The following is a 16,539-nucleotide window of genomic DNA, read 5'->3' on the forward strand; positions in this document are numbered from 1 at the left end:
ACTCAACGCCTTCGACATCACCTTCGACGGCCGGCTCTCCGCAGCACGCCAGTAACTCCAACAACCTGAGTTACACCGCTCGTTTGACAGACCCAGCCGGTCGGCCCTCCCGGACGGACGGCTGGGCAGAACCTGCCGCCCAGCTCGGTGCGCAGTCGACCTTAGCCCGATTGCGATCGTCTTTTCGGGGGGTCAATACGCTCCCACGGCACAGGGTGCAGGGCATATGACCCGAGAGGTGATCGGATGTGACTCAGGGGCAGGGGCGAAGAGCGAGAGGAAAAAGTCATGTTGAAGATCGTGAAGAGGCGCGCTCGGCACATTGCCGCGTGCTCGGGTGCTGCCGTAGCCATGGTGCTAGGTGCTCCGTTGCTGGCAGCTGCGGCGCCTTCTCAGGACTCTGTTCCCGTGGAGCCCTACGCCACGGTGATCAGTCAGAGTGGGGTGAACGAGCGGCAGTACCCCAGCACCGACTCGTCGGTGCTGGGCATCCTCAGTTACTACGATCAGGTGGGCCTGCGATGCAAGGTCCGTGCGCAGGACATCGTCGGCGACGACGTCTGGTACCTGCTGCGTGACGAGCAGGCATGGATCTCGGCCAGGTACGTAGTCCAGACCGGAGCCGTCCCCTACTGCAAGGATGCCCAACCGAACGGGTTCACTTCCAGCCCGCAGGCCGCCGACGCCAAGGGCTGAGCACACCTGTCCCTCCGAACGTTCGAACCTTGGCGGACCGTGGTCCTCGGGCTGTTTCGCCCGAAACTGCGGTCCGCCGTGGCGTGCCCCGCCCGGACGACGAAGTCCTCGTCGTCACTGCCGAGCAGACGGGGGCGGCCTCCCGCTCGCTGAGGGGCCAGGCACCAAAGCCCAATCCCGTTGAAACGATGGATCAACCCGGACGGCGTCCTCGTCCGCCTGGACCAGGCGCGCGACGACCGGGACCGAACCGGTACTGCCCCGCCACACGATCTGCTACGGCCTCTGCCCTTCCGGCTCGGTCGGCCTGCGATCCCTCACCGGCGGTGCCGAACCCCGCCCCGGTAGGAGACGTTGCCATGGCCAACCAGTGCAACGAGCAACCCGGCGAACGTTCCCGTCACAGGACAGAACAACCAGGGCCATGATCCGCCGGACAGGACCTAGAACACCGGCGTGCCGTCCCGCGTCAGACGCCAGTCCACCGACGCGAACTGCGAACGGTCCACCGAACCCTTCGCCTGCACCCAAGCAATGATCGTGTTACGGATCTCCTCCGAATTCGCCCACAACTGCTTGGCACCCGCCACATGCGGGAAATTCCCCCCACCACTGGCCCGATAATTGTTCACCGCCAGCACGAACTGAGCCGCCGGATCGATCGGCTTCCCCTCGAACGCAAGATTCACGATCCGCGAACCATTCGGCTTCGCGATATCGATCTCATACGTCAGACCCGACACCGCGTCATAGTTGTAATCCGGGGTATTGTCCGCATTCGTCAACTTCGCCGTGTCCACCGGCGCACCAGCCGCCGTCTGCACGTAATACCGCGCCGAGAACTCCAGATAATCCTTCAGCTGCGCACCCGTCAGCAAACGCGCCTCAAGCGTGTTCTCGAACGGATACAGACCCGCCGCATCCTTGATCGTCACATCGCCGGCCGGAATCTGCGCCGTACGCGAGAAGCACGACGCCTGCGAAAGCACCGGAAGCGCCGCATACGCGCCACCCGCCAGAGCCGCCTTCACCGTCTCCGCCTGAACGACATTGATCAGATCGATGATCGGCTCGTCCTTCCACGCGGCCTCCGCCGTCGTCATCGCCGCCGTCGACGTACCGATCACCTGATTGACGTACGCCACAACCTTCTTGTGCTCGTCCGTCAGCAGCCTCGTGATCTTCGGGTCCTCCGCCACGGTGTTGGAGTTCAGCACCTGCGAACCCGCCTTCTCTACCACCCAGCGACCCTTCTCCCACACCAGATCGAAGTCGAACAGCGTCAGCCGCTGCCCCCACTTCAACGGCTCCGAAAGCACCACCTTCTTGCCGGTCTGCTTGTTCTCCACGAAATACTCGGGGATCTCCAGATGCGCATGCCCGACCAGAATCGCATCGATACCCGGCACCTGCTCGGCCACCAGACCCGCCGCATTCTCCACATACGGGATCTGATCACCGTACGACGACGTACCACTGTTGCCCGAGTGCGCCGAAACAATCACCACATCCGCACCCATCGAACGAAGCCGCGGCACAAACTTCGCCGCCTGCTCCTCCAGGCCCGGGAACACCATCTTCCCGCCGACATTCGCCTTGTCCCAGATCGCAATACCCGGATTCGTCAGCCCCAGGATCGCCACCTTCACATCCCGGCCGTGCGGAGTACGCAACCGCTTGATGACATACGGGGCGAACGCCGGCCGCAACGTCTTCGCATCCAGTGCGTTCGCACCCAGCAGCGGGAAGTCGCACTGCTCCTCGAACTTCCGCAGCACCGGAATACCGTAATTGAACTCATGGTTGCCCAACGCCGCCGCGTCGTACCCGATCGCATTCATCGCCTGCGCCATCGGATGCACCGGACCACGCTTCGCCGTGATCGGATCGATCTTGGCGTAGTAGTACGACAACTGGGTGCCCTGGATCGTGTCACCCGCATCGATCATCAGCGTGTTACGACGACCCTTCTCCCGGCGCACCTGGTCCACCAGAGTCGAGATCTTCGCCAGACCGACATCGTTGTGCGCCTTGTCGTCGAACTCCTTGTCCGTGAAGTAGTCCCAGTTGAAGACATTCCCATGCAGATCCGTCGTCCCCATCACGGTGAACGAGTACCGCTTCGGCGGACGCCCGTGACCATGCCCATGGTCATGACCATGGGCCGCGGCAGGCGCCGCGGAACCCCCCGCGATCGCCACACCCGCACCGGCGGCCGCCGATGTGCCCAGGAACGTCCTACGGTTCAGCGGCATTTCGTCTCCCACATCTCAGTTCTCACGCAGCTCGGTTCTCGTACGACACGGCACCCGCACAACAGGGCCCGCCGCACACAACGCGCGTAGATAATGACCCAGGAGCCGCACCCGGCAACACCCCCTGCGGGTTTCGATCTGATGACCACCCGCTGTCGGACCCGGATGCGACAGTGAACCCATGACCCACACCCCACCGTCCTACGGCACCCCCGAACACCCCCGCGTCGCAGTCCGCGGCGAAGCCCGCCTCGAAGTCGACCCCGAGACCGCCCGCATCACCATCACCGTCACCGCCCGCGGCAAGGACCGCCGCAACGCCCTCGAAGACCTCACCCGCCGCAACAACCACGTACTCGAACTCGCACGCTCCTACGGACAAGCCATAGAAAAACTCGAAACCGGCGCAATCTCCATCACGCCCGAACTGACCCAGAAAGGCCGCAACGAACAAATCCACGCCTACCACGGCCGCGTCCACATCACCGCCGTCCTCAACGACTTCACCGCGCTGGGCGAATTCACCACCCGAATCGCCGACCTCGACATGACCCGGGTCAACGGCCCCTGGTGGGACCTGCGCCCCGACTCACCCGCCCACGGAACCGCCCGCCGCCAAGCCGTCCACGAAGCCGTCCAACGCGCCCGCGAATACGCCGACGCCCTCGGCGCCCAGCTCACCGCCCTCGTCGAACTCGCCGACTCGGCGCCGAGAACACCGCCCCTCCCGCGCTCCCCGCCCCCGGCGCCATGCGCGGCCGCGCCGCCTTCGGCGGAGCAACACCCGAACCCGCCCCCGCCCTCGACCTCGAACCACAACGCCAGACCGTCTACGCCCAGGTCAACGCCCGCTTCATCATGTCACCGCCAAAACTGTAGAAAACAATGCTCATCCGAGCACCCCGCCGCACAATTCAACACTTGTCAATAAGCCTTCATCCAAAGGTCGTTGAGCAGTCACGGCACGCCAAATAACTACCCGTAGGTAAGGTCTAGGCTCGAACCATGCGCCGAGCAAAAATCGTTTGTACCCTGGGCCCCGCCGTCGACACATACGACCAGATCAAGGCATTGGTCGAAGCGGGAATGGACGTCGCCCGCCTCAACCTCAGCCACGGCACCTACGCCGAACATGAAGAGCGATACCACCGCGTACGCAAGGCCTCCGACGAGAACGGACACAGCGTCGGCATCCTCGCCGACCTTCAAGGCCCGAAGATCCGCCTCGGACGCTTCCGCGAAGGCCCCGTACTCCTCGAACGCGGCGACAGCTTCACCATCACCGTCGAACCCGTCGAAGGCGACCGCCACACCTGCGGCACCACCTACGACGGCCTCGCCGCCGACGTCACCACCGGCGAACGCATCCTCGTCGACGACGGCCGCGTCACCCTCGAAGTCACCCAAGTCGACGGCCCCCGCGTCCACACCACCGTCATCGAAGGCGGCATGGTCTCCGACCACAAGGGCCTCAACCTCCCCGGCGTCGCCGTCTCCGTCCCCGCACTCTCCGAGAAGGACATCGAAGACCTCCGCTGGGCCCTGCGCACCGGCGCCGACATCATCGCCCTCTCCTTCGTACGCAGCGGACGCGACATCGAGGAAGTCCACCGCATCATGGACGAGGAAGGCCGCCGCCTCCCCGTCATCGCCAAGGTGGAGAAACCCCAGGCCGTCGAGAACATCGACGGCATCGTCGCCGCCTTCGACGGAATCATGGTCGCCCGCGGCGACCTCGGCGTCGAAATGCCCCTGGAGCAGGTGCCGATCGTCCAGAAGCGCGCGATCAAACTCGCCAAGCGCAACGCCAAACCGGTCATCGTCGCCACCCAGATGCTCGACTCGATGATCGACAACTCCCGCCCCACCCGCGCCGAGGCCTCCGACGTCGCCAACGCGGTCATCGACGGCACGGACGCGGTGATGCTCTCCGGCGAGACCAGCGTGGGCAAGTACCCCATCGAGACGGTCCGCACGATGTCCCGCATCGTCGAGGCCGCCGAGGAGGACATCCTCACCAAGGGCCTCCCGCCCCTGACCGACCGCAACAAGCCCCGCACCCAGGGCGGCGCGGTGGCCCGCGCGGCAGCCGAGATGGGCGACTTCCTCGGCGCGAAGTTCCTGGTCGCCTTCACCCAGAGCGGCGACACGGTCAGGCGCCTCTCCCGCTACCGCTCACCCATCCCGCTCCTCGCCTTCACCCCGGACCCGGCCACCCGCTCCCAGCTGAACCTGACCTGGGGCGTCGAGACCTTCCTCGGCCCGCACGTGGACTCGACGGACGCGATGGTCGCCCAGGTCGACGAGGAGCTGCTGAAGATCGGCCGCTGCCAGGAGGGCGACGTCGTGGTCATCACGGCCGGCTCCCCGCCGGGGGTCCCGGGCTCGACGAACCTGGTGCGGGCGCATCACATCGGTGAGGACGACAGCCCGAAGTAGGCCGGTCGTCAGTACTTCGGCCCGACGTGGGCGTCCATCAGCGCGACGGACGCCCGTCGGGCGACGGAGATGTTCCGGCTGTTGGCCTGCTTCCAGTGAACGCCGACGAAGTCCAAGGCGTCGGTGAAAAGCCGCAGGATGTCGGCCGACAAGTTGGTGAAGAAGTACCGGGGGTATTCGTAGCGCTTCTGCTCGCCGCCGATGAGTCTCGTGGTCCAGTTGGTGACTCGGCATCCGTCGGAGTGGACCAGACCGCGGATGAACTCCCAGGGGTGGGTACGCACGATCTGCTGCTGCCAGGGTTCGAGAGAGATCGTGCGCTCGTGCTTCTTGCCGGGGCCGTGCTGGGGGAAGAAGCACGGCCAGTGCTTGCTGTAGCAGGTCACGTTCTGGCAGCCCTGACGCTGAACTCGGAACACCTTGTTGCCGGGGCGCACGAGCTGCATGGCTTCGGCGCAAGCGTCGATGAGACCGGGCCAGCTGTCGGCGCAGGCGATACGGAGGAAATGCACGCCCCTCTTGCTGGAGCTGATGCAGCCGTCGCCGAGATAGAGGCCCAGTAAGTAGGCGTACGCAGCGGGGACTTCAGGATCACTCGGCATGTCGCTGCATCGCGGACAGCCCGCAGCGCGCCCCCTGCCGAGGGGATCTGTTCGTGTCTGCCACGAACGGATTGCGGCGCGCGAGATGCCGGTCTGTCTGCTTACGGAGTTCTGGCTGAAACCCTGCGCGACGAGGGCCAGAGCGCGCTTGCGCGTATCAAGGTCGTACACCAGGCCGAGCCTGTCCGGTATCCAGGCAACCTGGAGGCGGAACAAGCTGGCATTCACACGTTCACGTGAAGCCTAGCCATTCTTCGGCGGCCTTGGAATCGAAGGAAAAGTACCCCGAGTCGGACTCGAACCGACACTGTATGGGTTTTGAATCCATTGTCTCTAACCAATTGGACTACCGGGGCTCGCTGAATCGTAGGTTTCCCTCGACCCGCTGCCCGACCACCTTACCGCAGCTGGGTAGGCTCTTGGCAGCAGTACCCCTGCCTTGATCAAGGAGCCCCGTGACCACGCCCGAGTCGCCCCAGCCCGCCGCCGACGACGACAAGTCGCACGTTCCGCCGCTGACAACCCGCGTCGTCATCGCCGAGGACGAGGCGCTCATCCGTCTCGACCTCAAAGAGATGCTGGAGGAAGAGGGCTACGCGGTCGTCGGCGAGGCCGGGGACGGGCAGCGGGCCGTCGAGCTGGCTCGGGAGCACCGGCCGGACCTGGTCATCCTCGATGTGAAGATGCCGGTCCTGGACGGGATCTCCGCGGCGGAGAAGATCGCCGAGGAGTCCATCGCGCCGGTCCTGATGCTGACCGCGTTCTCGCAGCGCGATCTCGTCGAGCGGGCCAGGGACGCCGGGGCGATGGCGTATCTGGTGAAGCCGTTCAGCAAGAGCGACGTGGTGCCGGCCATCGAGATGGCGGTGTCGCGGTTCGCGGAGCTGAAGGCGCTGGAGTCCGAGGTCGCGGATCTCGCGCAGCGGCTGGAGACGCGGAAGCTGGTGGACCGGGCGAAGAGCATTCTGCAGACGGATTACGGGCTCTCCGAGCCGGCCGCGTTCCGGTGGATCCAGAAGACGTCGATGGACCGACGGCTGTCGATGCAGCAGCTGGCAGAGGCGTTGATCGAGGACGCCGAGGAGAAGAAGAAGGCGGCCGAGTAGGCCGTACGCGAGTACGAGGAAGGCCCGCGTCCCGGACATCCGGGACGCGGGCCTTCCTCGTGTGTGTCAGTCCTCGCCGAGGTAGGCCTTGCGGACGGACTCGTCGTGGAGGAGGTCCGCGCCGGTGCCGGAGAGGACGATCTTGCCGACCTCCATGACGTGGCCGTGGTCCGCGAGCGAGAGCGCGGCCTGGGCGTTCTGCTCGACGAGCAGGATGGTGGTGCCCTGGGCCTTGAGTTCGACGATGGTCTCCATGATCTTCTGCATCATGATCGGGGAGAGGCCCATGGAGGGTTCGTCGAGCATCAGGAGTTTGGGCTGGCACATGAGGGCCCTGCCCATGGCGAGCATCTGCTGTTCGCCGCCGGAGAGGGTTCCGGCGGCCTGCTTCCGGCGTTCCCCGAGGATGGGGAAGAGGTCGTAGGCGCGCTGGATGTCCTTTTCGATGCCCGCCTTGTCGTTGCGGAGGTAGGCGCCGAGCTGGAGGTTCTCGGTGATGGTCAGCCGGGGGAAGATGTGGCGTCCCTCGGGGGAGTGGGCGAGGCCCAGGGAGACGACCTTGTGCGCGGGGATGTCGGCGAGCGGTTTGCCGTCGAAGACGATGCGGCCGCCGACCGGTTTGAGGAGGCCGGAGAGGGTGCGCAGGGTGGTGGTCTTGCCGGCGCCGTTGGTGCCGATGAGGGTGACGACCTGGCCGGCTTCGACGGTGAAGGAGATGCCCTTGACGGCTTCGATCTTGCCGTAGGCGACGCGGAGGTCCTCGACCTCTAGCAGTGCGGTCATCGGGTGTCCTCCTCCTCGGTGCTGGTGCTGGTGCTGGTGCTGGTGTCGGTGGTGGCCGCGGTCCTGGCGGTGCTCGCTCCGGCGGCTCCGGCTTCTGCGGCTTCGACCTCGGCGGCTTCTTCGGCGCCGGGGGCGCCTTCGAAGGGGGTGCCGAGGTAGGCCGCGACGACGCGTTCGTCGCTCTGGACGATGTCGGGGGTGCCTTCGACGAGCTTTTCGCCCTGGACGAGGACGGCGACGCGGTCGCAGAGGTTGAAGATGAACCGCATGTCGTGCTCGATGACGAGGACGGCGATGCCCTGGTCACGGATGGCGAAGATGAGTTCTTCGGTGACGCGGGTCTCTTGCGGGTTCATGCCGGCGGTGGGCTCGTCGAGGAGGAGGAGTCCGGGGTCGCTGGCGAGGGCGCGGGCGATTTCCAGCTTGCGCTGGTCTCCGTAGGGGAGGTTGCGCGCGAGGTGGTCGGCCTTGTCCGCCAGGCCGATGAAGTCCAGGAGTTCCATGGCGCGTTCGCGGCTGGCGTTCTCGGCCCTGGTGAAGCCGGGGAGGCGCAGGAGGGCGGACCAGAGGCCTTCCTTGGTCCTGGTGTGGCGTCCGACGAGGACGTTTTCCAGGACGGTCATGTTGGCGAAGAGCCGGATGTTCTGGAAGGTGCGGGCGATGCCTGCCTGGGTGACGAGGTGGGGCTTGGGCGGCAGGACGGTGCCCTTGTAGCTGACCTTGCCCTCGGTGGGGACGTACAGGCCGGTGAGGCAGTTGAAGAAGGTGGTCTTGCCGGCGCCGTTGGGGCCGATGAGGCCGACGATCTCGCCCGCGTTGACGGTGAGGTCGACATCGCGTACGGCGGTGAGGCCGCCGAAGCGCATGGTGACGCCGCTGGCGTCGAGGACGGTGGTGGCGGTCTTCGTGGTGGTGGTCATGGTGGTCACGCCCCCGCCTTGGCGATGCCGGCGCCGGTCTCTTCGGGCTGCCGTGCTTCCGGTACGTCGGGCTCGTCGTTCTCGTGGAATTCGAGCTGCTTCCTGCGGTCGGCGACCAGTCCTTCGGGGCGCAGGCGCATCAGGAGGATGAGTGCGATGCCGAAGAGGAAGAGCTGGTAGTCCTGCATGAACTGGAGCTTGGCCGGGATGAGGTAGAGCAGTGCGGCGCCGACGAGGGGTCCGCTGAGGGTTCCCATGCCGCCGAGGATGACGGCGGCGAGGAGGAAGGCGGAGTTGGGGGGTACGGAGCCGGCGAACTGGTACTGCTCGGGTGTCACGGTGTAGTTGACGTGTGCCTGGACGGTTCCGGCGAGTCCGGCGAGGGTGGCGCCGAGGGCGAAGGCGAGCAGTTTGAGCCGGAAGGCGTTGATGCCCATGGCGGTGGCTGCGGTTTCGTCTTCGCGGATGGCGACCCAGGCGCGGCCGATGCGGGATTCTCCGGAGCGGCGGAAGACGAGGACGACGACGGCGGTGAAGACGAGCATCAGCAGGTAGTAGTTGGCGGACCTGCCGAGGTCGAAGCCGAGGATGTTGTGCTTGAGGCCGAAGTCGAATCCGAAGAAGTTGAGGTCGGGGATGCTGGGGATGCCTTGGGAGCCGTTGGTGAGGTCGGGTCCGCTGTTGCCGTTGAGGTTGTTCACGGTGAGGCGGAAGATTTCACCGAAGCCGAGGGTGACGATGGCGAGGTAGTCGCCGCGCAGTCGCAGGGTGGGTGCGCCGATGAGTACGCCGAAGACGAGTGATGCTCCGGCGCCGGTGAGGACGGCGGCCCAGAAGGGGAATTCGACGCCGATGGCCGACATGGTGGAGCCGGAGACCAGGGCGGCGGCGTAGGCGCCGACGCCGAGGAAGGCGACGTATCCGAGGTCGAGGAGGCCGGCGAGGCCGACGACGACGTTGAGGCCGAGTGCGACGGTGCCGAAGATGAGGATGTTGGCGCCGATGAGCGCGTATTCCTCTTTCTGCTGGGTGAAGGGGAAGCAGACGGCTGCGACGAGGGCTGCGGCGAGAGTGATGTTGCGGTGCTTCGCGGTCAGTGCGGTGAGGCGGGAGATGAGTCCGGCTCGGTGGAGTGCGGTGAAGGCGAAGCCGACGGTGATGAGGAAGCCGATGAAGAGTTCGGTGTAGTCGGTGTCGATGCCGTAGGTGAAGACATAGAGGCCGATGCCGAACGCGGCGACGATGATGAGGATTTCGGCCCAGGAGGGGAGGGCTTTGGCGCGGGGGGCCTGGGGGGCGCCGAGGCTGTTGCGGAAGCGCTGCCAGGCGGTGGTCCCGGTGTCGGCGAGTGGGTGGTCGCCGGGGAGTCCGAGTGCGGTGATGGTGGCGATGAGTGCGCCGATGCCGCTGACCCAGGCGCCGGGTTCCAGGTTGACGACGCCGCCGAGGTCGTAGGCGATGGCGCCGATGGTGTAGCCGGTGGTGCCGAGGGTGCCGAGGGCGAGGAGGCGGACGGGGCTGTTGGTGCCGCCGGGGGTGAGCCAGCGCAGGCCTCGGATGCCGTATCCGGACAGTGCGAGGAGCAGGGTGAGTGCGGCGCTGATGAGGGTGAGGACCTGGAGGCCGCCGGGGTAGCCGGTGACGGTGAGGTCGCCGGGGAACTGGTCGGTCCAGGTCCAGGCGAGGAAGGTGCCGGCGAGTGCGACGGCGGCGCCTGCGACGGTGCCGATGCGGGCGGCTGCCGCGGGGATCGGCAGGAAGGGGGCGGGTGCGGGTGTGGTGGTGTGGTTGGTGGTCATCCGTATCACGCCCGATCCGCGACGCGTTCGCCGAGCAGGCCCTGGGGGCGGAGCAGCAGGACGATGATGAGGAGGACGAAGGCCCATACGTCCTTCCAGGCGCCGCCGCCGAAGAGTTCCATGCCGGGGACGTTGCTCATGTAGCCGGTGGCGAGGGATTCGGCGATGCCGAGTACGACGCCGCCGAGCATGGCGCCGTAGATGTTGCCGATGCCGCCGAGTACGGCTGCGGTGAAGGCTTTGAGGCCCATGATGAAGCCCATTTTGAAGCCGATCTGGCCGTTCTTGAGCCCGTAGGCGACGGCGGCGACGGCGGCGAACGCGGCACCGATGGCGAAGGCCATGACGATGATGCGGTCGGTGTTGATGCCCATGAGCTTGGCGGTGTCGGGGTCCTGGCTGGTGGCTTGCATGCCGCGGCCGGAGCGGGTCTTGGAGACGAAGAGCCCGAGGGCGAGCATGCAGATGGGTGCCGTGATGAGGACGAAGAGGTCACCGCGTTGGATGTGGGCGCCGAAGATGTCGATCGCTTCGCCCTTGAACTGGGGGAAGGAACGGTCCTTCTTGGCGTCGGGGTACCACTTCCAGATGGCCTGCTGGAGTGCGAGGGAGAGTCCGATCGCGGTGATCAGCGGGGCCAGTCTGGGGGCGTTGCGCAGGGGCCGGTAGGCGAAGCGTTCGGCGGCTGCGCTGACGGCGACGGAGCATATGACGCCGCCGATGATCATGAGTGGGATGATTGCGAGGAGGGAGACACCGGCCGGCATCCAGAGGTACACGGTGAGAGCTCCGAAGCCTCCGATCATGAAGATCTCGCCGTGGGCGAAGTTGATGAGCTGGATGATTCCGTAGACCATCGTGTAGCCGATCGCGATGAGTCCGTACATCGCGCCGAGGATGAGTCCATTGGCCAGCTGTTGCGGCAGTTCGTTCACCGCAGGGCCTCCGTGGAGTGGTTCGGATATGGCACCGCGCGGGAGGGCTGGTAGCGCTCCCGCGCGGTCTGGTGTGGGTCAGGCGTGGGCCGGGGAGCTTGTTACGGCTTGTAGGCCTCGCTGAGCTTGGAGGTCCACTTGCCGCCGTCGACCTGGTAGGCGGTCATCATGGTGTTGGTGGTGTCGCCGTACTCGTCGAAGGAGACGGGGCCGGTGACGCCGTCGAACTTGACCTTGGCCATGGCTGCGAGGACCTTGGCGCGGGCGTCGTCGCCGCTGGGGAGCTTGCCGCCGTTGTCGGCGACGGCGATCTTGACGGCTTCGATGATCGACCAGGTGGCGTCGTAGGTGCCGCCGCCGTAGGCCTCGTAGGCGTCCTTGTAGCCGGCGGTCTTGTAGTCCGCGATGAACTTCTTGGCCGAGTCGAGTTCCTCGACGGGCTTGCCGACGGAGGTGGCGATGTCGCCCTGGGCCTTCTTGTTGAGCTTGATGAAGTCGGCGCTGTACATGCCGTCGCCGCCCATGAGGGGGATCTGGACGCTGTCCTTGAGCTGCTGGCTCAGGGGTGCGCCGGCGGGGTATTCGCCGCCGTAGTAGACGGCTTTGGCGCCGGACTTCTTGACCTGGGTGACGACGGCGTTGAAGTCGCGGTCGTCGGGGTTGACGTGGTCGGAGCCGACGATCTTACCGCCGAGGGTGGTGAAGGTGTTCTTGAAGGAGGCGGCGAGACCGGCGCCGTAGGGCTTCTGGTCGTCGATGAGGTAGACCTGCTTGATCTTCGCGTTGTTGAAGAGGTACTTCGCGGCGAAGGCGCCCTGGATCTGGTCCGTGGTGGCGGTGCGGAAGTAGGTCTTGAAGGGGCGCTTCTTGTCGCCGGTCTTCCACTTCTCGCCCTGGGTGAGCTCGGTGCCGGTGTTGGCGGGGGAGACCTGGGTGAGGCCGGCGTCGTTGAGCGGCTTCTGCATCGACTGGGAGACGCCGGAGTTCAGGGGGCCGACGACGCCGAGGACGGTGTCGTCGTCGATGAACTTCTGGGCGTTCTGCTGGCCGACGGAGGGCTGTGCCTGGTCGTCGAGCGGCTTGACCTCGAACTTGATGCCGGGGACGGTCTTGTCCTTGTTGGCCGTCTGGGCGGCGAGGTCGGCGGAGTTCTTGATGCCGAGGCCGAGGGCGGACAGGTCGCCGGTGATGGGCGCGTCGACGCCGATGACGACGGTCTGGGTGCCGCCGCTGTCGCTGCTCTTCTTGTTGTCGTCGCGCGACCCGCAGGCGGTGAGGGTCAGTGCTCCGGTCGTGAGCACGGTGGTGAGGATGAGCAAAGAACGGTGTCGCACGAAAGGTCCTTTCCCTGGCGCGGCCTCCTCTGCTTGAGGTGCCGTGTCGTTCGCCGGGCCGTACTGGTTGGTACAGGGCCGTGCTGCAGACGCGCCCGGCGGCGCGGTGACTGGCGGTGACTCTAGGCGCAGGTGTGGGGGTCGGGGATGGGTCCGCCGCAGGATGTGACTCTCTTGTTATGCCCTTGAGGAAGGCTTGAGGTGGCTGTGCGGACATGTACGGCTTTTTACCGGACGGCGAAGTGACCGCATTCTGAGAACGCGCAGCTCTGCTAAGGGGCTTGAGCCGATCATGGTGCTGTCGCGCGAGGTGGGGCGGGGTGGGGTGTGCGAGGGCATGGCGAGGTGCCCGGCGGCTGTGGGGGCCGGGTCGGTGGGGCCGCGTGAGGGCGTCCGCGTATCGGATAGTGGTTACGCAGTGTCACATCTGGGCTGATGTGGTCGACGCGGTGTTGTGTGTGGGGGATGCGGGGTCGGTGTGTGTGGGGTGCCGAGTGGGCCACACAACGAGGTTTCCGGTCAAGGGAGTTGGTGCGTCCGGTTGTCAATCGTGAGTGGTGCGTGGGTGGTTGTGGGCGGGTATGGCGATGCCCGGCCGGATTGTGTTCCGGCCGGGCAGTGGTGCCGGGCGGTGGTGCCGTGTGGTGTGTGCGGTGTGTTTCCGGCCTGTCAGGCGGCGTCGGGCCGGGGGGCGTCGCGGAGCATGCAGGTGAGGCGTGCGGTGCAGACCCGCTTGTCCTGTTCGTCGGTGATGGCGATCTCGTACGTGGCGGTGGAGCGGCCGCGGTGTACGGGGGTGGCGACGCCGGTGACGAGTCCGCTGCGTACGCCGCGGTGGTGGGTGCAGTTCAGGTCGACGCCGACGGCGAGTTTGGTGGCGCCGCCGTGGAGCATGGAGCCGATGGAGCCGAGGGTTTCGGCGAGGACGGCGGAGGCGCCGCCGTGGAGCAGTCCGTAGGGCTGGGTGTTGCCCTCGACGGGCATGGTGCCGACGACGCGGTCCGCGGAGGCTTCGACGACGGTGACGCCCATGCGTTCGCCGAGGTGGCCGGCGGAGAAGAGGGCGGGCAGGTCGACGCCGAGTGCGGCGTACTCGTCGATGATCTCCTGGGGGAACTTGGGTGCGGTGTGCTCGCCCATGGGCCGGCTCCGATCGTCTGCGGTGGTTCACGGCTTCGTTGCTGTGTGCATCGTTCTTATCAGACGACTGAGCGGACGCTTAGGGCCTGTCCGTCGTGATCATGCGACGGTGTTCTCGAAGCGGACGACGACGGACTTGCTGGCCGGGGTGTTGCTGGTGTCGGCGGTGGAGTCGAGAGGGACCAGCACATTGGTCTCCGGGTAGTAGGCGGCGGCGCAGCCCCGGGCGGTCGGGTAGTGCACGATGCGGAAGCCGGGGGCGCGGCGCTCCACGCCGTCCTTCCATTCGCCGACGAGGTCGGTGTACGCGCCGTCGGGCAGGCCGAGGGTGCGGGCGTCGTCGGGGTTGACCAGGACGACGCGGCGGCCGCCCTTGATGCCGCGGTAGCGGTCGTCGAGGCCGTAGATGGTGGTGTTGTACTGGTCATGGGAGCGCAGGGTCTGCAACAGCAGCCTGCCTTCGGGGAGTTCGGGGTACTCGACGGGCGCGGCGGTGAAGTTGGCCTTGCCGGTCGCGGTGGGGAAGCGGCGTTCGTCGCGGGGGGCGTGCGGGAGGGCGAAGCCGCCGGGGTGCGCGACGCGGGCGTTGAAGTCCTCGAAGCCGGGGACGACGCGGGAGATGCGGTCGCGGATCGTCGCGTAGTCCTTCTCGAACTCCTCCCAGGGGGTGGCCGATCCGGGGCCGAGGACGGCGCGGGCGAGGCGGGCGACGATGGCGGGTTCGGAGAGCAGGTGGGGGCTCGCGGGGGTGAGGTTGCCGCGTGAGGAGTGGACCATGCTCATGGAGTCCTCGACGGTGACGAACTGCTTGCCGCTCGCCTGGACGTCCTTGTCGGTGCGTCCCAGCGTCGGCAGGATCAGTGCGCGGGTGCCGGTCACGGCGTGCGAGCGGTTGAGCTTGGTGGAGACGTGGACGGTGAGGCGGGCGCGGCGCATCGCGGCCTCGGTGACGTCCGTGTCGGGGGTGGCCGCGACGAAGTTGCCGCCCATGGCGAAGAAGACCTTGGCGTCGCCGTCGCGCAGGGCCTGGATGGAGCGGACGACGTCGTAGCCGTGGTGGCGCGGTGAGGTGATCCCGAATTCTTGGTCGAGGGCGTCGAGGAAGGCGGGGGCGGGGCGCTCGAAGATGCCCATGGTGCGGTCGCCCTGCACGTTGGAGTGGCCTCGGACGGGGCACACTCCGGCGCCGGGCCGGCCGATGTTGCCGCGCAGCAGCAGGAAGTTGACGACTTCGCGGATGGTCGGCACGGAGTGCTTGTGCTGGGTGAGGCCCATGGCCCAGCAGACGATGGTGCGCTTCGAGGCGAGGACCATGGCGAGCGCCTGCTCGATGGCGCCGCGGTCGAGGCCGGTGGCGGCGAGGGTCTGGTCCCAGTCCGCTTCGCGGGCCGCTCGGGCGAACTCCTCGTAACCGTGGGTGTGCTCCCGTACGAAGGCTTCGTCGACGGCGCCCTCGGTCTCCAGGATCATTTTGTTGAGGAGGCGGAAGAGGGCCTGGTCGCCGCCGATCCGGATCTGGAGGAAGAGGTCGTTGAGCGCGGCGCCCTTGATCATGCCGAGCGGGGTCTGCGGGTTCTTGAACCGTTCCAGGCCCGCCTCGGGGAGCGGATTCACCGAAATGATCTTCGCGCCAGCCGATTTGGCCTTCTCCAGGGCGGAGAGCATCCGGGGATGGTTCGTGCCGGGGTTCTGTCCGGCGACGATGATCAGGTCCGCCCGGTGGAGGTCCTCCAGGGAGACGCTGCCCTTGCCGATGCCGATGGTCTCCGTCAGTGCCGAGCCGGAGGACTCGTGGCACATGTTGGAGCAGTCGGGGAGGTTGTTGGTGCCGAATTCGCGGGCGAACAGCTGGAGCAGGAACGCGGCCTCGTTGCTGGTGCGGCCCGAGGTGTAGAAGAGGGCTTCGTCGGGGGAGCCGAGCGCGCCCAGCTCCTCGGCGATGACGGCGAAGGCGCGCTCCCAGGTGACCGCCTCGTACCGGTCGGCGCCCTCGGGGAGGTACATCGGCTGGGTGATCCGGCCCTGCTGGCCCAGCCAGTACCCGCTGCGCGAGGCGAGGTCGGCGACCGGGTGCGCGGCGAAGAAGTCGGGGGTGACCCGGCGCAGCGTCGCTTCCTCGGCCACGGCCTTGGCGCCGTTCTCGCAGAATTCCGCCGTGTGCCGCTTGTCGCCCTCGGGCCAGGCGCAGCCGGGGCAGTCGAAGCCGTTCTTCTGGTTGACCTTGAGGAGGGTCTGCGCGGTGCGCCGCACACCCATCTGCTGCTGGGCGATGAGCAGGCTGTGGGCGACGGCCGGCAGCCCGGCGGCGGCGTGCTGCGCCGGCTCGATTCGCGGCGCGTCCTGGACCGGATCTCCGGTGGGCGGCTTGGTGGCCATTTCGTGCTCCCCTTTGAGCCGACTGCGAAGCTGCGCGGTGCGCGGTGCGCATCGATGCTGTCCGTGTTCCTCTCGCGATCCTGTCACGCGGCACCGACACGCGGCACCGGCAGGGAGGACGGCGAGCGAGGCCGGTCGGGAATGTCAGTGGTCC

The 16,539-nt window shown here is 66.8% G+C and carries 13 protein-coding genes and 1 tRNA gene; 4 read left to right on the forward strand and 10 right to left on the reverse strand.

The window, feature by feature from the left end:
- Positions 1 to 288: 288 nt before the first annotated feature.
- Positions 289 to 696, forward strand: a complete 408-nt coding sequence (locus tag ACFVX4_RS16275) for an SH3 domain-containing protein (protein ID WP_389977060.1) — start codon at positions 289 to 291, stop codon at positions 694 to 696.
- A gap of 443 nt (positions 697 to 1,139) precedes the next feature.
- On the opposite strand, the gene ACFVX4_RS16280 is transcribed toward ACFVX4_RS16275, so the two are convergent.
- Entirely contained in the window at positions 1,140 to 2,951 is a 1,812-nt protein-coding gene (locus ACFVX4_RS16280) for a bifunctional metallophosphatase/5'-nucleotidase (protein WP_389977063.1), read from the reverse strand.
- A gap of 181 nt (positions 2,952 to 3,132) precedes the next feature.
- Here ACFVX4_RS16280 and ACFVX4_RS16285 point away from each other — a divergent pair, with 181 nt between their 5' ends.
- Together ACFVX4_RS16285 and pyk are read left to right on the forward strand one after the other, a co-directional pair.
- Positions 3,133 to 3,882, forward strand: coding sequence for an SIMPL domain-containing protein (locus ACFVX4_RS16285; RefSeq protein WP_389977066.1), 750 nt, complete (start codon positions 3,133 to 3,135; stop codon positions 3,880 to 3,882).
- Positions 3,883 to 3,956: 74 nt separating this feature from the next.
- Entirely contained in the window at positions 3,957 to 5,390 is a 1,434-nt protein-coding gene (gene pyk / locus ACFVX4_RS16290; protein ID WP_389977069.1) for a pyruvate kinase, read from the forward strand.
- An 8-nt stretch (positions 5,391 to 5,398) separates the two neighbouring features.
- On the opposite strand, the gene ACFVX4_RS16295 is transcribed toward pyk, so the two are convergent.
- Together ACFVX4_RS16295 and ACFVX4_RS16300 are read right to left on the reverse strand one after the other, a co-directional pair.
- Positions 5,399 to 6,163 carry a transcriptional regulator gene (locus ACFVX4_RS16295; protein WP_389977570.1) on the reverse strand — a complete coding sequence of 255 codons (765 nt, stop codon included), beginning with the start codon at positions 6,161 to 6,163 and terminating at the stop codon, positions 5,399 to 5,401.
- 110 nt (positions 6,164 to 6,273) lie between these two features.
- Positions 6,274 to 6,348 (reverse strand) — tRNA-Leu (locus ACFVX4_RS16300).
- Between the two features lie 99 nt (positions 6,349 to 6,447).
- Here ACFVX4_RS16300 and ACFVX4_RS16305 point away from each other — a divergent pair.
- Positions 6,448 to 7,098 carry an ANTAR domain-containing response regulator gene (locus ACFVX4_RS16305; protein ID WP_266420680.1) on the forward strand — a complete coding sequence of 217 codons (651 nt, stop codon included), beginning with the start codon at positions 6,448 to 6,450 and terminating at the stop codon, positions 7,096 to 7,098.
- A gap of 66 nt (positions 7,099 to 7,164) precedes the next feature.
- Here the strand turns inward: ACFVX4_RS16305 and ACFVX4_RS16310 are convergent, their stop codons facing one another.
- The 7 genes from ACFVX4_RS16310 to ACFVX4_RS16340 all read right to left on the reverse strand — a co-directional run bounded on the left by ACFVX4_RS16310 (position 7,165) and on the right by ACFVX4_RS16340 (position 16,385).
- Entirely contained in the window at positions 7,165 to 7,881 is a 717-nt protein-coding gene (locus ACFVX4_RS16310) for an ABC transporter ATP-binding protein (RefSeq protein ID WP_266420683.1), read from the reverse strand.
- Positions 7,878 to 8,801 carry an ABC transporter ATP-binding protein gene (locus ACFVX4_RS16315; RefSeq protein WP_389977572.1) on the reverse strand — a complete coding sequence of 308 codons (924 nt, stop codon included), beginning with the start codon at positions 8,799 to 8,801 and terminating at the stop codon, positions 7,878 to 7,880. Before ACFVX4_RS16315 ends, ACFVX4_RS16310 begins: the two co-directional genes overlap by 4 nt.
- A gap of 5 nt (positions 8,802 to 8,806) precedes the next feature.
- Entirely contained in the window at positions 8,807 to 10,600 is a 1,794-nt protein-coding gene (locus ACFVX4_RS16320; protein WP_389977073.1) for a branched-chain amino acid ABC transporter permease, read from the reverse strand.
- Between the two features lie 5 nt (positions 10,601 to 10,605).
- Positions 10,606 to 11,535 (reverse strand): branched-chain amino acid ABC transporter permease, encoded by a 930-nt coding sequence (locus ACFVX4_RS16325; protein WP_266420688.1) that lies wholly within the window; start codon positions 11,533 to 11,535, stop codon positions 10,606 to 10,608.
- A gap of 101 nt (positions 11,536 to 11,636) precedes the next feature.
- Positions 11,637 to 12,854: a branched-chain amino acid ABC transporter substrate-binding protein gene (locus ACFVX4_RS16330; RefSeq protein ID WP_389977574.1), complete on the reverse strand. Its 1,218-nt coding sequence runs from the start codon at positions 12,852 to 12,854 to the stop codon at positions 11,637 to 11,639.
- A 684-nt stretch (positions 12,855 to 13,538) separates the two neighbouring features.
- On the reverse strand, positions 13,539 to 14,009 hold the full coding sequence (locus tag ACFVX4_RS16335) for a PaaI family thioesterase (protein ID WP_266420691.1): 471 nt from the start codon (positions 14,007 to 14,009) through the stop codon (positions 13,539 to 13,541).
- A gap of 99 nt (positions 14,010 to 14,108) precedes the next feature.
- Entirely contained in the window at positions 14,109 to 16,385 is a 2,277-nt protein-coding gene (locus ACFVX4_RS16340) for an FdhF/YdeP family oxidoreductase (RefSeq protein WP_389977077.1), read from the reverse strand.
- Positions 16,386 to 16,539 lie beyond the last annotated feature (154 nt).

The sequence above is a fragment of the Streptomyces sp. NPDC058240 genome (genome assembly GCF_042882135.1).
Classification (GTDB): Bacteria; Actinomycetota; Actinomycetes; order Streptomycetales; family Streptomycetaceae; genus Streptomyces.

Excerpts from the sequence above, each read along its gene's own strand:
- ACFVX4_RS16275 (WP_389977060.1), top strand. The coding sequence starts at position 289 with ATGTTGAAGATCGTGAAGAGGCGCGCTCGGCACATTGCCGCGTGCTCG.
- ACFVX4_RS16280 (WP_389977063.1), bottom strand. The coding sequence starts at position 2,951 with ATGCCGCTGAACCGTAGGACGTTCCTGGGCACATCGGCGGCCGCCGGT.
- ACFVX4_RS16285 (WP_389977066.1), top strand. The coding sequence starts at position 3,133 with ATGACCCACACCCCACCGTCCTACGGCACCCCCGAACACCCCCGCGTC.
- pyk (WP_389977069.1), top strand. The coding sequence starts at position 3,957 with ATGCGCCGAGCAAAAATCGTTTGTACCCTGGGCCCCGCCGTCGACACA.
- ACFVX4_RS16310 (WP_266420683.1), bottom strand. The coding sequence starts at position 7,881 with ATGACCGCACTGCTAGAGGTCGAGGACCTCCGCGTCGCCTACGGCAAG.
- ACFVX4_RS16315 (WP_389977572.1), bottom strand. The coding sequence starts at position 8,801 with ATGACCACCACCACGAAGACCGCCACCACCGTCCTCGACGCCAGCGGC.
- ACFVX4_RS16320 (WP_389977073.1), bottom strand. The coding sequence starts at position 10,600 with ATGACCACCAACCACACCACCACACCCGCACCCGCCCCCTTCCTGCCG.
- ACFVX4_RS16335 (WP_266420691.1), bottom strand. The coding sequence starts at position 14,009 with ATGGGCGAGCACACCGCACCCAAGTTCCCCCAGGAGATCATCGACGAG.
- ACFVX4_RS16340 (WP_389977077.1), bottom strand. The coding sequence starts at position 16,385 with ATGGCCACCAAGCCGCCCACCGGAGATCCGGTCCAGGACGCGCCGCGA.